Genomic DNA, 13,913 nt, shown 5'->3' on the forward strand with positions numbered 1-13,913 from the left:
AGGCCACTTCGTCGCCAAAGGGCAGGAGCTTAGGTGCGGGCCGCCACCCGACGCCACGGGATTTCGTTGTGCGGGCGCGTATCGGTCGGCATGGCGGAACACATGATGCGAAAGTGATATTCCGGGCGTACTCGGCAATTCGGGAATCGGGGAGTCATGGGAGAGGAACGGCGGCAGCCAAAGGGCGCGGGCGCGGAGCACGGGCGGTGGCCCGGGTGGGAGGGGCGTGAACCCGACCCGGGCGGGAAGCCGAGGCGCGGCATCCGCCGGTTCGTGCCGGGCTGGCGGCTGGTGCTGGGCGGCTTCCTGGGCCTGGCGGTCCTGGTCTGCGGCGGCTTCGTCGCCGGGTACCTGCTGGTGGACATCCCCGCCGCCAACGCCGCCGCCACCCAGCAGTCCAACGTCTACCTGTACGCGGACGGCACCCAGCTCGCCAGCGACGGCGACGTCAACCGGGAGAACATCTCCCTCTCCGACCTCCCCAAGCCGGTGCGGCGGGCGGTCCTCGCCGCCGAGGACCGCGACTTCTACACCGGCTCGGCCGTCGACCCGCAGGCGATGATCCGCGGCGCCTGGAAGACCGTCACCGGCAAGGGCAAGCAGTCCGGCTCCACCATCACCCAGCAGTACGTCAAGAACTACTACCTGGACCAGGATCAGACCGTCACCCGCAAGGCCAAGGAGTTCTTCATCGCGATCAAGCTGGACCGCGAGACCTCCAAGGACGAGATCCTGGAGGGCTACCTCAACACCAGCTACTTCGGCCGCAACGCCTACGGCATCCAGGCCGCCGCGCAGGCGTACTACGGCATCGACGCCAGCGATCTGAACACCGCCCAGGGCGCCTACCTCGCCTCGCTCCTCAACGCCCCCAGCGCCTACGACGTGATCGCGCAGCCCGCCAACCGGTCCCGCGCCGAGGCCCGCTGGAACTACGTGCTGGACGGCATGGTCAAGGAGAACTGGCTGACCGGCGCCGAGCGTGCCCGCCTCTCCTTCCCCACCCCCGACCAGCAGCACCTCCCGCGCGGCCTCTCCGGCCAGCGCGGCTACCTGGTACAGGCCGTCGACGAGTACCTGGTGGCCAACGGCGTCGTGACCGAGGCGGCGCTCGCCAAGGGCGGCCACCGGATCACCACCACCCTGGTCAAGAAGCAGCAGGACGCGCTGGTCGAGGCGGTCGACGACCGGCTGACCTCGAAGCTCGACAAGAAGAAGCGCAAGGCCGACCGGAACGTCCGCGCGGGCGGCGTCGCCCTCGACCCGAAGAGCGGCAAGGTCCTCGCCATGTACGGAGGCGTCGACTACACCCAGCAGTACGTCAACAACGCGACCCGCCGCGACTACCAGGTCGGCTCCACCTTCAAGCCGTTCGTGCTGACCGCCGCGCTCCAGCACAAGGCCCGCACCCAGGACGGCCGCACCATCAACCCCAACGCCCGCTACGACGGCACCAACAAGCGACGCGTCCAGGGCTGGAGCGGCGGACCGTACGAGCCGGAGAACGAGGACGAGCGGGACTACGGCGACATCACCCTGAAGGTCGCCACCGACCGGTCCGTCAACGCCGTCTACGCCCAGCTCGCCGTGGACGTCGGCCCTCAGAAGGTCAAGGACACCGCCATCGCGCTCGGGCTGCCGAAGGACACCCCGGACCTCCAGCCGTACCCGTCGATCGCGCTGGGCACCGCCACCGCCAGCGTCCTCGACATGGCCGAGGCGTACGCCAGCCTCGCCGACCACGGCCGCCACCGTGACCACCGGCTGGTCCAGGAGATCAGCCACCTCGGCGAGAAGCTGGAGCTGCCCCAGGACCGGACCCGGGAAGCGGTGTCCCGGCGCGCCGCCGACACCACCACCTCGGTGCTGCGCAGCGTGGTGCGCGGCGGCACCGGCATGGCGGCCCGGGAGGCCGGGCGTCCGGCCGCGGGCAAGACCGGCACGGCGGAGGAGGACACGGCCGCGTGGTTCGCCGGGTACACCCCGGACCTGACCACGGTGGTCGCGGTGATGGGCCAGGACCCGGAGTCCGGCTCCCACACCCCGCTCTACGGCGCCCTCGGCCTGCCCCGGATCAACGGCGGCGGCCCCCCGGCGGAGATCTGGGCCCAGTTCACCCGGGCCGCCCTCGCCGGGCAGCCGGCGCGCGACTTCGACCTGGAGGCGGACACCTCGGCCGAGGACTCCCCCACCGCCTCCCCGAGCGAGTCCGGCGCGGCCTCCCGCAGCCCCGGGGACCCGGAGAGCGACGCGCCGAGCGAACCGGGCGACGGCGACACCTCCCCCCGCGACCCGGGCGGCGACTCCCCGAGCGCCCCCGGCGGCGACACCGGCGGCCCCACCGACGTGCCTCCGGGCATGGAGGACGATCCGGGCCGCAACGGCGACTCGCCCCCGCCCGCCGGCCCACTGCCCGAACCCGCGCCGCCCGCCCCGGCCCGCGACCCACGCGAGACCACGACGATTCCGGTCCCGCCGGGCCCGGAGACGCCAGGCCCGAGCTGAACCGGTTCGCCTCCCGGGGCGGGACACCTGGGCGGTGTGCCGAGTCCTGAGCGGTGTCCGCGGCGTCTGGTGCGTGCTCTCGGCGTGCGCCCGGGTCTCCCTCGTACCGGACGTACTCGGGTGCTTCGGTCGTGCGGCAAGCGTGCGTGCCGGGCGTCGCGGGCCCACGAAGTTCCGCCGGACAGGTCCTAGTGCCCCGAGGTCAGCTTCAGGCCGACCACGGCGACGATCAGCAGGGAGACGAAGAAGACGCGGGCGGCGGTCGCCGGTTCGCCGAGGACCAGCATGCCGAGGACGGCGGCGCCCGCGGCGCCGATGCCGACCCAGACGCCGTAGGCGGTGCCGATCGGCAGGGTCCTGGCCGCCTGGGCGAGCAGCACCATGCTGGCGACGATTCCGGCGGCGGTGAAGACGCTCGGCCAGAGCCGGGTGAAACCTTCGGTGTACTTCATCCCGATCGACCAGCCGACTTCCAGCAGACCGGCGACGAGCAGCAGGACCCAGGCCACGGGGGCACCTCCGGGAAACGCGGGTTCAACGGGGGTGCGTCGTCTTTACCAGCCCGGTACGGCGCGTCTCGTCGGGGTGCCTCCACCGTGGCAAGATCCGGGCCCGGCTCCCGGTGAGGTCGGTCACCGGGAGCCGGGCGACGAGCCACGGCCGCTACAGGTAGAGCCCCGTCGTGTCCTGGGACCCCTCGAAGCGGTCGGCCGCGACGGCGTGCAGGTCGCGCTCGCGCATCAGGACGTAGGCGACGCCGCGCACCTCGACCTCGGCGCGGTCCTCGGGGTCGTACAGCACCCGGTCGCCGGGCTCGACCGCTCGGACGTTCTGTCCGACGGCGACCACCTCGGCCCAGCCCAGCCGACGGCCGACCGCGGCCGTCGCGGGAATGACGATGCCGCCGGTCGAGCGCCGCTCCCCCTCGGGGATGTCGGTCCGGACCAGCACGCGGTCGTGCAGCATGCGAATGGGCAACTTGTCGTGCCGGCTGTTCTCACTCACGCCCCGAACCTACCTGGCGACCGCTCCCCCGTACGAAGGAAGGGCCCGGACCGCCGGCGGGAGGCCCGCACGGTGTCCTACTTGCCGGAGTTCCGGCGGGAGGAGACCACCACCAGGCCGACGACGCCGACCACGACCAGCGCCACCGGGATCACCCGTTCCGGGCGCGGCGAGCCGTCCTCACGGGTGAAACCGGCGCGCACCTGGGAGACGGCGCGGTTCACCCCCACGTAGGCACGGCCCAGCGTCGCGTCGACCCGCGAGGCCACCTGGGCCTTCGCGTCGCCGACGATGGTCTTGGGGTGCACCCGCACACCGATCTCGTCGAGGGTCTCGGCCAGCGTCTCGCGCCGCCGCTCGATGTCCGCCTCGATCTGCGCAGGGGTCCTGGCATCCGACACCGCGCTGCCTCCGTCGTCGTCCGTACCCGTGGGTCTCCGGGTACCCGGGGAAACCCGGACCATCCCGTGAGCCGTCTCTGTCCGTCGACAGTCTGTCAGCTCCGGCCTGATCTCACCCCACGGCACCCCTATTAGGCTCAACCCGAACGAGGAACCAGTACCGCGAGGAGACCCTTTCCATGAGTGAGCGACTCAAGCCGGGCGACACCGCCCCGGCCTTCACCCTGCCCGACGCCGACGGCAACGAGGTCTCCCTCGCCTCCCACCAGGGCCGCAAGGTCATCGTCTACTTCTACCCGGCCGCCCTCACCCCCGGCTGCACCAAGCAGGCGTGCGACTTCACCGACAACCTGGAGGCGCTGGCGAGCGCCGGGTACGACGTCATCGGCGTCTCCCCGGACAAGCCGGAGAAGCTCGCCAAGTTCCGTGAGAAGGAGGACCTGAAGGTCACCCTGGTCGGCGACCCGTCCAAGGAGACACTGGCCGCGTACGGCGCCTTCGGCGAGAAGAAGCTCTACGGCAAGACCGTGACCGGCGTGATCCGCTCCACCGTCGTCGTCGGCGAGGACGGCAGGGTCGAGCACGCCTTCTACAACGTCAAGGCCACCGGCCACGTCGCCAAGATCATGCGTGACCTGGGCGTCTGACCCGCCTGTCCTCCGCCCGGCCCCGCCGCGTCAGCCACTCGGACGCGGCGGGGTCGCGTGGTTTCTGTGAACGGGGACACACTTCTACGGCGTGGCGGTTTGCGCCTGCGGTGCGGGCGCAGAAGCAGTTCCTGGAACCACCACCGAGGAAAGGGAGCAGCCATGGCCGACAGCGGCCCGCACGCCGGGGAGGACGACCCGGAGGCGGTCAAACGGCACCCCCGCCTCTTCCGTGCCGTGCGCCAGCGCAAGAACCCGAGGCTGCGGCGGAGCGACATCACGGTCACCGACGAGCGGGCCGTCAAGCGCGCCGTGAAGGCTGCCTCCCTGGGCAACGCCATGGAGTGGTTCGACTTCGGGATCTACTCGTATCTGGCGGTCACCCTCGGCCATGTGTTCTTCCCGTCGGGGAACGACACGGTGCAGCTGCTCTCCTCGTTCGCCACCTTCGCCGTCGCCTTCCTGGTGCGGCCGCTGGGCGGCATGTTCTTCGGCCCGATGGGCGACCGGCTGGGCCGCAAGAAGGTCCTCGCGCTGACCATGGTCATGATGGCGCTGGGCACCTTCTGCATCGGCCTGATCCCCTCCTACGCCTCGATCGGCTTCTGGGCCCCCCTGCTGCTGATCCTCTTCCGGCTGGTGCAGGGCTTCTCGACCGGCGGTGAGTACGGCGGCGCCTCCACCTTCATCGCCGAGTACGCGCCCGACAAGCGCCGCGGCTTCTTCGGCAGCTTCCTGGAACTCGGCACCCTGCTCGGCTACACCGGCGCCGCGGGCCTGGTCACCGCGCTCTACGCGGTGCTGGACGACGGGGCGATGGAGAGCTGGGGGTGGCGCATCCCGTTCCTGGTCGCCGGCCCGCTCGGCTTCGTCGGCATCTACCTGCGGCTCAAGCTGGACGAGACCCCCGCCTTCCAGAAGCTGGAGGACGGCACCAGCGCGCACGCCAGCGAGGCCGCCGACGGCGTCGAGACCAGCCACAAGGGTGACCTGGCGAAGATCTTCCGCCGCTACTGGCCCTCGCTGATCCTCTGCATCTGCCTGGTCGGCGCGTACAACATCACCGACTACATGCTGCTGTCGTACATGCCGACGTACCTGTCCGACGAGATGGGGTACGACGAGAGCCACGGGCTGCTCATCCTCATCGGCGTCATGGTGCTGCTGATGCTGATCATCAACCAGGTCGGCAAGCTCAGTGACCGGTTCGGTCGCAAACCGCTGCTCATGACCGGCATGATCAGTTTCTTCTTCCTCTCCATCCCCTCGTTCCTGCTGGTCAAGCAGGGCAGCCTGCTCGCCGTCTCGGCCGGCATGCTGATGCTCGGCCTCTCCCTGGTCTGCCTGCTCGGCACCATGTCGGCGGCGCTGCCCGCGCTCTTCCCGACGCCTGTGCGGTACGGCTCGCTCTCGGTCGGCTACAACCTCTCCGCCTCCCTCTTCGGCGGCACCACCCCGCTGGTCATCACCGGGCTGATCGGCCTGACCGGCGACGACATGATGCCCGCCTACTACGCGATGGCGGCGGCGCTGGTCGGGGTCATCGCGGTGGCCTGCATGAAGGAGACGGCGCACCGGCCGCTCGCCGGGTCGCCGCCCTCGGTGGAGACCGAGGAGGAGGCCCGGGAGATCCTGGACGCCCAGTCGCCCGATCCCAAGTTCTGACCCTGCCGGAGGCGCGGGGCTGCCGGTAGGATGGCGCTGCTCGCGGCCGTGTCGGAACTGGCAGACGAGCTGGGTTTAGGTCCCAGTGGGCATTGCCCGTGAGGGTTCGAGTCCCTCCGGCCGCACAACCCGGGCCACCTTCTGGTGGCCCGGGTTCTTCCTTGCCCCCTCTGCCTCGGCGCGGGCGCCGGAGGCCGGCCCGAAGCGCCGGCGGGGACGGTGACGGCGAGGTGGGTGGGTTCAGCCGAGGAGTTCGCGGACCACGGGGGCCAGGGCGCGGAAGGCCTTGCCCCGGTGGCTGACGGCGTTCTTCTCGGCGGGGGTGAGTTCGGCGCAGGTGCGCGTCTCGCCGTCGGGCTGGAGGACCGGGTCGTAGCCGAAGCCGTGCTCGCCCGCGGGGACGTGGCGCAGGGTGCCGGTGAGGCGGCCCTCGACGACGCGCTCGGTGCCGTCGGGCAGGGCGAGCGCGGCCGCGCAGGCGAAGTGGGCGGCGCGGTGGGGGTCGGCGATGTCGGAGAGCTGGGCGAGCAGCAGGTCGAGGTTGGCCTGATCGTCGCCGTGGCGGCCGGCCCAGCGCGCGGAGAAGATGCCGGGGGCGCCGCCGAGCACCTCGACGCAGAGCCCGGAGTCGTCCGCCACCGCGGGCAACCCCGTGGCCTGCGCCAGCGCGTGTGCCTTGAGCAGGGCGTTCTCAGCGAAGGTGACGCCGGTCTCCTTGACGTCGGGGATCTCCGGGTAGGCGTCGGCGCCGACCAGTTCGTGGGTGAGCCCGGCGTCGGCGAGGATGGCGCGCAGCTCGGTGAGCTTTCCGGCGTTACGGGTGGCGAGAATCAGGCGGGTCATGCCCTCAGTATCGGGCACGCCCCGCGGGTGGCCTCGGGCGCCCGCGCACCGGCCCGGCCGGCGTTCGAGGCGGTCTCGCGCCCGGCTAGGAGGTGCAGACCTTGGTGAGTTCGCCCGCCGCGTCCACCACGGGGCTGATGTCGGGGACCTCGTCCCCCTTCTCGATCGCGGAGCGGACGTTGTCGAGGGCCGTGTCGAGGTGGTCGACGGCCTTGCTGACATCGGCGTCACCGGTGTCCTTCTGGATGTCGTCCACGTTCTTGTCGATCCGGTCGAGCGCCTCGGCCGCCTGACCCGGGTCCTCGGCGGCCCCGTCGACCGCCCGCTGGAGGTCGGCGACGGAGTCGGCTATCGCGTCGGCGGTCCGTACGCAGTCGGCGGCCTTCTCCAGCGCGCCGCATCCCAGCAGGAAGGGGACGAGCAGGGCTGCACCGGCGGTCGCGGTGGCGAGGCGGCGGCTGGTGGGCATGGGGGGTCCTCTCCCGGGCGTCGACGCGGGTCCGGCCGGTGCCGGCCCGCATACCTGTGGACGCCCGGAAGAAGGCTCCGGTTGCCGCGTGTTCCGGCCGTCTCCTTACCGGGCGAGGCTCATTCCGCGAGGGCGGCGAGCTGCCCCTGCGTCAGTTCGGCGCAGCCGGCGGCGCCGAGGTCGAGCAGGGCGTTGAGTTCGGCGCGGTCGAAGGGGGCGCCCTCGGCGGTGCCCTGGACCTCGACGAACCGTCCGTCACCGGTGCAGACGACGTTCATGTCGGTCTCGGCGCGCACGTCCTCCTCGTAGCAGAGGTCGAGGAGCGCGGTGGAACCGACGATGCCGACGCTGACGGCGGCCACGCTGCCGGTCAGGGGCTTGCGGCCGGGCTTGATGATCTTCCTGCCCTGGGCCCAGGTGATGGCGTCGGCGAGGGCGACGTAGGCCCCGGTGATGGCTGCGGTGCGGGTGCCGCCGTCGGCCTGGAGGACGTCGCAGTCGAGGACGACGGTGTTCTCGCCGAGCGCCTTGTAGTCGATGACGGCGCGCAGCGAGCGGCCGATGAGGCGGGAGATCTCGTGGGTGCGGCCGCCGATCTTGCCGCGGACGGACTCGCGGTCGCCGCGGGTGTTGGTGGCGCGCGGCAGCATCGAGTACTCGGCGGTGACCCATCCTTCGCCGCTGCCCTTGCGCCAGCGCGGGACACCCTCGGTGAAGGAGGCGGTGCAGAGGACCTTGGTGTCGCCGAAGGAGACCAGTACGGAGCCTTCCGCGTGCTTGCTCCAGCGGCGTTCGATGGTCAGGGGGCGGAGCTGGCTGGGCGTGCGGCCGTCGATGCGATCCATGGCGAGGAGCCTACGCGGTCGGCGGCGGCCCCCGGCGCCCCGGTCACCGGCGTACGCACCGGGGCCGCCCCCGTGCTGGGGACGGCCCCGGGCGCGCACCGCGGCCCTCGCTACATCAGGTCCTCGATGTCGGCCGCGATGGGGTCGGCGTCGGTGCCGATGACGACCTGGACGGCGCTGCCCATCTTGACGACGCCGTGGGCGCCGGCGGCCTTGAGTGCGGCTTCGTCGACCTTGGACGGGTCGTGGACCTCGGTGCGCAGGCGGGTGATGCAGCCCTCGACCTCGTCGATGTTGTCGATGCCGCCGAGCGCGGCGACGATCTTCTCAGCCTTGCTGGCCATGGGTTCTCCCTTGGGGGTGTGCGGGCGCCGACCGGTCGCGACCGGTCCGGTTTGTCACGTTAGCGCACGGTTGGCCCAACTTCGCGGGCGGGGAATCCTGACGTCCCGAAGGATGGCGGTCACCAGCAGGCGACAGCGGGCCGGCCGACCCGCGCAGGAGGAAGCCGATGAGCGCGACGAGTGAGGCGATCCCCCGCAAGCGGTGGTGGAACAGCCTCTTCCAGGGCCTCCAGAAGATGGGCCGCAGCCTCCAGCTCCCCATCGCCGTCCTGCCGGCCGCGGGCATCCTCAACCGGCTCGGCCAGCCGGACGTCTTCGGCGACGAGGGGCTCGGCTGGTCGGGCGTCGCCAAGGTGATGGCGGGCGCGGGCGGCGGCCTGCTCGACCCGAACATCGGCCTGCCGCTGCTGTTCTGCGTGGGTGTCGCCATCGGCATGGCGAAGAAGGCCGACGGTTCGACGGCGCTGGCGGCGGTCGCGGGCTTCCTCGTCTACTACAACGTGCTCCAGCAGTTCCCGAAGCCCTGCCCGGCCGACACCGAGGACGTGCTGGCCGGCTGTCAGGCGGCCGACGGCTCGGTGGTGGCGTACGAGTACCAGAACCCCGGAGTGTTCGGCGGCATCGTGATCGGGCTGCTGGCCGCCTACTTCTGGCAGCGCTTCCACCGCACCAGGCTGGTGGACTGGCTGGGCTTCTTCAACGGCCGCCGCCTGGTGCCGATCATCATGGCCTTCGTCTCGATCGCCTTCGCCGCGATCTGCCTGTGGATCTGGCCGCCGATCGGCGACGGCCTGGAGAGTTTCAGCGACTGGCTGATCGGGCTGGGCTCGTGGGGCGCGGGCATCTTCGGTGTCGCCAACCGGGCACTCCTGGTCATCGGGCTGCACCAGTTCCTCAACGTGCCCATCTGGTTCCAGTTCGGCAGTTACACGGCACCGGACGGGCAGGTCGTGCACGGCGACATCACCCGCTTCCTGGCGGGCGACCCGACGGCCGGCCAGTTCACCTCCGGCTTCTTCCCGATCATGATGTTCGCGCTGCCGGCCGCCGCCCTGGCCATCGCCCACTCGGCCAAGCCGCACCGCCGCAAGGAGGTCGGCGGCCTGATGCTCTCGGTCGGCCTGACCTCCTTCGTCACCGGCATCACCGAGCCGCTCGAATACTCCTTCCTGTTCATCGCCCCCGTGCTGTACGTCATCCACGCCGTGCTGACCGGCGTCTCGATGGCGGTGACCTGGGCGTTCGGCGTCCATGACGGTTTCAGCTTCTCGGCGGGCCTGATCGACTACGTCATCAACTGGGGCCTGGCCACCAGACCCTGGCTCATCATCCCGATCGGCCTGATCCTCGCCGTCGTCTACTACGTGGTCTTCCGCCTCCTCATCACCAAGCTCGACCTGAAGACGCCGGGCCGGGAGGACGAGGACGAGGTCGAGGACACCACCAAGGCGTGACCCCGTCCCGGCCCCGCGCGGCCGGGCGCCGGTGCCGGTCAGTCCCGGTCGAGGAGGCCGGCGATCCGGGCGTGCAGCCCCTGGGGCACCGGCGTCCCCCACCGGCCGTGCGCCTCGGCGGCCAGCTCCCGCGACCACTGCCAGGAGGCGCGGGCGGCGGCCCGCAGCCCGGCGGCCTCCAGCCGGGCGGTGGTGGCGGTGTACCGGTCAAGGTCGGCCGCGGGCAGGTCCCGTTCGGCGGCGCGGCTCGGGGTCAGCCAGTGGTCGGTGGTGCCCCGCAGCAGGCGGCAGAGCTGGAGCTGGAGCGGGGAGACCCTGGCGTGCAGCAGGTTGTGGGCGCGGGCGTCCTCGCGGCGGGCGAGGAGGTGCGCCAGCATCAGCGTCCAGTTGGCCAGCTCACCGGTGAGGTGGGTGGCGGTCTTCGCCGGTTCGGGGGCGAGCGGCGCGGCGAGGCGGGCGGCGGCCTCGGCGAGCCGACCGCCGCGGTCGAGGAGGACGGCGGCGGCCGGGTCGGGCAGGTGGACCAGCCCCCGCCAGTCGGCGACCGCCTCGATCCCGGGCCCGGCCGCCTCCAGGTGGAATTCGCCGCGCATCAGGTCGTCGTCGAAGACGACGGCGAGGACGCCGAACTGGTTGGTGTGGGCGAGCGCCAGCGGGCCGAGCGCCCGGAGGAAGCCGGGCCCGTCGAAGGTGCCGGCGTGCCCGTCGTCGAGGAAGAGGTACGCCTCGATGTCGGAGTGGGCGTCGGCCTCCCCGGTGGTCCAGGAGCCGTAGAGGAGGACGCCTTCCAGCCGGGGTTCGGCGTGTGCGGCCTGCCGCAGGCGGGCGACGCGGGCGTCGAGGGCCGGGGAGGCGGAGGGACGGGGTGCGGGGGTGCGGGGCACGATGTTGCTCCTGAGCTGGGTACCGGGTACGGGCGCGGGATCGGCGGCGCGCCGCCCGGCCCCCTCGGTCGTGCGGGGAGCGGCGGTGCGCGCGGCCGGTGCGGCCCGGTCAGCTCACGGAGATGCCCATGGGCGGGAGCGTAGAGGAGACGGGGGCCGGCCGCCAGGCGGTTCTCCTGCGGCCGGCCGTGCTGGTGCCGTCAGACCGGGTAGGTGGCGCCGGGCTCGGCCAGAGCGGCCGGGCCGTCGTAGACCTCGCGGGCGTCGGTGAGGTTGGTGCGCGGGTCGGTCCACGGCGGGATGTGGGTGAGCAGGAGCCGGCCCGCCCCGGCGCGCTGGGCCGACTCGCCCGCCTCACGGCCGTTGAGGTGCAGGTCGGGGATGTTCTCCTTGCCGTGCGTGAAGGCCGCCTCGCAGAGGAAGAGGTCGGTGCCGGCGGCGAGCGCGTCGAGTTCCGCGCAGGGCCCGGTGTCCCCGGAGTAGGTCAGCGACCGGCCGTCGTGCTCGACGCGGATGGCGTAGGCCTCGACGGGGTGCGGGACACGGACGGCGATGATCCGGAAGGGGCCCAGGTCGAACGTGCCGTCCTTCAGGGTGCGGAAGTCGAAGACCTCCGGCATGTGCTCGGCGGAGCTGTCACCGTAGGCGGTGATGAGCCGCTGCTGGGTGCCTTCGGGGCCGTACACCGGCAGCGCGTCGCAGGGCCCGTCGCCGTGCCGGTAGTACCGGGCGACGAAGTAGGCGCACATGTCGATGCAGTGGTCGGCGTGGAGATGGCTGAGGAAGATCGCGTCGAGGTCGTAGAGACCGGTGTGGCGCTGCAACTCGCCGAGGGCGCCGTTGCCCATGTCGAGGAGCAGCTGGAAGCCGTCGGCCTCTACGAGGTAGCTCGAACACGCCGATTCCGCGGACGGAAACGACCCGGAGCAGCCGACGACGGTGAGCTTCATGGAGCTGGAACCTCCGCGCTGTCTGGAAACGGACGGGGGGTCGTGCGGGTCCGTCGAGACTACGGGCCGAAGAGGGCGCCCGGTCACACGCGTCGGCCGGTTGTGGGGCAACTCACCTGGCGTGTCACCGGTTCGGAGTGCGGGGAAGGCCGGGGTTCGGGCGGTGTGCGGGCGGCGCGGGGCCCGGGCGTGGCGCGGCGGCGGGGGGCACGGACACGCGTGCGGCCGGGCTCCGCTGGGGAGCCCGGCCGGGTGCGGGCGGGTCGGCCGACGGGCGGCCCGGGCGGGTTCAGGCCCAGAGCTGGCCGTGCAGGGTCTCGATCGCCTCTTCGGTGGTGGCGGCGGTGTAGACGCCGGTGGAGAGGTACTTCCAGCCGCCGTCGGCGACGACGAAGACGATGTCGGCGCTCTCGCCGGCCTTGAGGGCCTTGCGGCCCACCCCGATGGCGGCGTGCAGGGCGGCGCCGGTGGAGACCCCGGCGAAGATGCCTTCCCGCTGGAGCAGTTCCCGGGTGCGGCTGACCGCGTCGGCGGAGCCGACCGAGAAGCGGCTGGTGAGGACGGACGCGTCGTACAGCTCGGGGACGAAGCCCTCGTCGAGGTTGCGCAATCCGTAGACCACGTCGTCGTACCGGGGTTCGGCGGCGACGATCGCGGTGTCGGGCTTGTTCTCGCGCAGGTAGCGGCCGACGCCCATCAGGGTGCCGGTGGTGCCGAGTCCGGCCACGAAGTGGGTGACCGAGGGGAGGTCGGCGAGGATCTCGGGCCCGGTGGTGGCGTAGTGGGCACCGGCGTTGTCGGGGTTGCCGTACTGGTAGAGCATGACCCAGTCCGGGTGCTCGGCGGCCAGTTCCTTGGCCACCCGGACGGCGGTGTTGGAGCCGCCGGCCGCCGGGCTGGAGACGATCTCCGCGCCCCACATGGCGAGCAGGTCGCGCCGTTCCCGCGAGGTGTTCTCCGGCATGACGCAGACGATGCGGTAGCCCTTGAGCTTGGCCGCCATGGCGAGCGAGATGCCGGTGTTGCCGCTGGTCGGCTCCAGGATGGTGCAGCCGGGGGTGAGCCGGCCGTCCTTCTCCGCCTGCTCGACCATGTGCAGGGCCGGGCGGTCCTTGACGGAGCCGGTGGGGTTGCGGTCCTCCAGCTTGGCCCAGATCCGCACGTCCTCGGAGGGCGACAGCCTCGGCAGCCGGACCAGCGGGGTGTTCCCGACGGCCGCGAGCGGGGAGTCGTAGCGCATCAGAGCGCGCCCGCGCGCCGCCCGGCCATGGGGGCGGCCGCGGAGCCACCGGCGACGGCCGGGAGGATGGTGACGTTGTCCCCGTCGGCGACCTCGGTGTTGATCGAGTCGAGGAAGCGGACGTCCTCGTCGTTCAGGTAGACGTTGACGAAGCGGCGGAGCTGGTCTCCGTCGACGATGCGCTCCTTGATCCCGGTGTGCCGCGTCTCCAGGTCGTCGATCAGCTCGGCCAGCGTGGTGCCGCTGCCTTCGACGGCCTTGGCGCCGTCGGTGTAGGTGCGGAGGATGGTCGGGATGCGGACCTCGATGGCCATGGCGTGGGCTCCTGTCGTGGAGTGGGTACGGCGTGCGTGCGTGCGCGGCTCGGCTGCACGGGGTGCCCCGTCGGGGCGTGAGACCGCGGTCGGGGCGGTCGGGGCGGGCTCAGCCCTGACAGATGGTGCTGGTGATCCGGCACAGGTCGACGTGCAGGCGCTGACTGGCCCCGCGTCCGAAGGCTCCCAGGAGGAGGGTGGAGGCGGCGCACAGTGCGATGGGCGCCGTGCCCTGCGTCCTGTCGCTCACGTCATGGGGAACCATGCGGTCATCGTATCGATTCCCGCACGGTGTTCCGCAGCTCCGTCTTGACTGGCGGACGGTTTGCGGCCGCATGACGGACAGG

At 71.9% G+C, this 13,913-nt stretch carries 16 protein-coding genes, 1 tRNA gene and 1 riboswitch; of the genes, 5 read left to right on the forward strand and 12 right to left on the reverse strand.

The annotated features are described in order from the left end of the window. Positions 1-156 precede the first annotated feature (156 nt). Positions 157-2,505 carry a transglycosylase domain-containing protein gene (locus Sdia_RS27305; protein ID WP_100457728.1) on the forward strand — a complete coding sequence of 783 codons (2,349 nt, stop codon included), beginning with the start codon at positions 157-159 and terminating at the stop codon, positions 2,503-2,505. A 188-nt stretch (positions 2,506-2,693) separates the two neighbouring features. On the opposite strand, the gene Sdia_RS27310 is transcribed toward Sdia_RS27305, so the two are convergent. From Sdia_RS27310 to Sdia_RS27320, 3 genes are all read right to left on the reverse strand, one after another. Then, entirely contained in the window at positions 2,694-3,014 is a 321-nt protein-coding gene (locus Sdia_RS27310) for a DMT family transporter (protein ID WP_100457729.1), read from the reverse strand. 33 nt (positions 3,015-3,047) lie between these two features. Then, positions 3,048-3,111: riboswitch (guanidine-III (ykkC-III) riboswitch) on the reverse strand. A gap of 57 nt (positions 3,112-3,168) precedes the next feature. Then, complete coding sequence (locus Sdia_RS27315; RefSeq protein WP_181843949.1) at positions 3,169-3,510, reverse strand: GroES family chaperonin; 342 nt, start codon at positions 3,508-3,510, stop codon at positions 3,169-3,171. A gap of 77 nt (positions 3,511-3,587) precedes the next feature. Then, on the reverse strand, positions 3,588-3,974 hold the full coding sequence (locus Sdia_RS27320; protein ID WP_203605592.1) for a DUF3618 domain-containing protein: 387 nt from the start codon (positions 3,972-3,974) through the stop codon (positions 3,588-3,590). Positions 3,975-4,090: 116 nt separating this feature from the next. On the opposite strand from Sdia_RS27320, the gene bcp reads away from it, so the two are divergent. The 3 genes from bcp to Sdia_RS27335 all read left to right on the forward strand — a co-directional run bounded on the left by bcp (position 4,091) and on the right by Sdia_RS27335 (position 6,348). Beyond that, on the forward strand, positions 4,091-4,558 hold the full coding sequence (bcp, locus tag Sdia_RS27325; RefSeq protein ID WP_100457732.1) for a thioredoxin-dependent thiol peroxidase: 468 nt from the start codon (positions 4,091-4,093) through the stop codon (positions 4,556-4,558). A 162-nt stretch (positions 4,559-4,720) separates the two neighbouring features. Then, complete coding sequence (proP, locus tag Sdia_RS27330; protein WP_100457733.1) at positions 4,721-6,223, forward strand: glycine betaine/L-proline transporter ProP; 1,503 nt, start codon at positions 4,721-4,723, stop codon at positions 6,221-6,223. Positions 6,224-6,265: 42 nt separating this feature from the next. Beyond that, positions 6,266-6,348 (forward strand) — tRNA-Leu (locus Sdia_RS27335). 115 nt (positions 6,349-6,463) lie between these two features. Here Sdia_RS27335 and rdgB read toward each other — a convergent pair. The 4 genes from rdgB to Sdia_RS27355 form a co-directional block, all read right to left on the reverse strand. Next, a complete protein-coding gene (gene rdgB, locus Sdia_RS27340; protein ID WP_100457734.1) occupies positions 6,464-7,066 on the reverse strand; it encodes an RdgB/HAM1 family non-canonical purine NTP pyrophosphatase in 603 nt (200 codons plus the stop codon). Between the two features lie 85 nt (positions 7,067-7,151). Continuing rightward, complete coding sequence (locus Sdia_RS27345; protein ID WP_100457735.1) at positions 7,152-7,535, reverse strand: hypothetical protein; 384 nt, start codon at positions 7,533-7,535, stop codon at positions 7,152-7,154. Positions 7,536-7,654: 119 nt separating this feature from the next. Beyond that, positions 7,655-8,380, reverse strand: a complete 726-nt coding sequence (gene rph, locus Sdia_RS27350) for a ribonuclease PH (RefSeq protein ID WP_100457736.1) — start codon at positions 8,378-8,380, stop codon at positions 7,655-7,657. Between the two features lie 110 nt (positions 8,381-8,490). Further along, entirely contained in the window at positions 8,491-8,724 is a 234-nt protein-coding gene (locus Sdia_RS27355) for a PTS sugar transporter subunit IIB (protein ID WP_030696432.1), read from the reverse strand. Positions 8,725-8,891: 167 nt separating this feature from the next. On the opposite strand from Sdia_RS27355, the gene Sdia_RS27360 reads away from it, so the two are divergent. Then, positions 8,892-10,178, forward strand: coding sequence for a PTS transporter subunit EIIC (locus Sdia_RS27360; RefSeq protein ID WP_189499817.1), 1,287 nt, complete (start codon positions 8,892-8,894; stop codon positions 10,176-10,178). Positions 10,179-10,216: 38 nt separating this feature from the next. On the opposite strand, the gene Sdia_RS27365 is transcribed toward Sdia_RS27360, so the two are convergent. From Sdia_RS27365 to Sdia_RS27385, 5 genes are all read right to left on the reverse strand, one after another. Continuing rightward, entirely contained in the window at positions 10,217-11,062 is an 846-nt protein-coding gene (locus tag Sdia_RS27365; RefSeq protein WP_100457738.1) for a nucleotidyltransferase domain-containing protein, read from the reverse strand. 200 nt (positions 11,063-11,262) lie between these two features. Then, a complete protein-coding gene (locus Sdia_RS27370; RefSeq protein WP_185393373.1) occupies positions 11,263-12,012 on the reverse strand; it encodes an MBL fold metallo-hydrolase in 750 nt (249 codons plus the stop codon). Positions 12,013-12,301: 289 nt separating this feature from the next. Then, positions 12,302-13,252: a PLP-dependent cysteine synthase family protein gene (locus Sdia_RS27375; protein ID WP_100457740.1), complete on the reverse strand. Its 951-nt coding sequence runs from the start codon at positions 13,250-13,252 to the stop codon at positions 12,302-12,304. Next, a complete protein-coding gene (locus Sdia_RS27380) occupies positions 13,252-13,566 on the reverse strand; it encodes a MoaD/ThiS family protein (RefSeq protein WP_100457741.1) in 315 nt (104 codons plus the stop codon). The genes Sdia_RS27375 and Sdia_RS27380 overlap by 1 nt, the downstream gene beginning before the upstream one ends. 109 nt (positions 13,567-13,675) lie before the next feature. Next, on the reverse strand, positions 13,676-13,831 hold the full coding sequence (locus Sdia_RS27385) for a hypothetical protein (RefSeq protein WP_181843948.1): 156 nt from the start codon (positions 13,829-13,831) through the stop codon (positions 13,676-13,678). Positions 13,832-13,913 lie beyond the last annotated feature (82 nt).

The organism is Streptomyces diastaticus subsp. diastaticus (genome assembly GCF_011170125.1).
Classification (GTDB): Bacteria; Actinomycetota; Actinomycetes; order Streptomycetales; family Streptomycetaceae; genus Streptomyces; species Streptomyces diastaticus.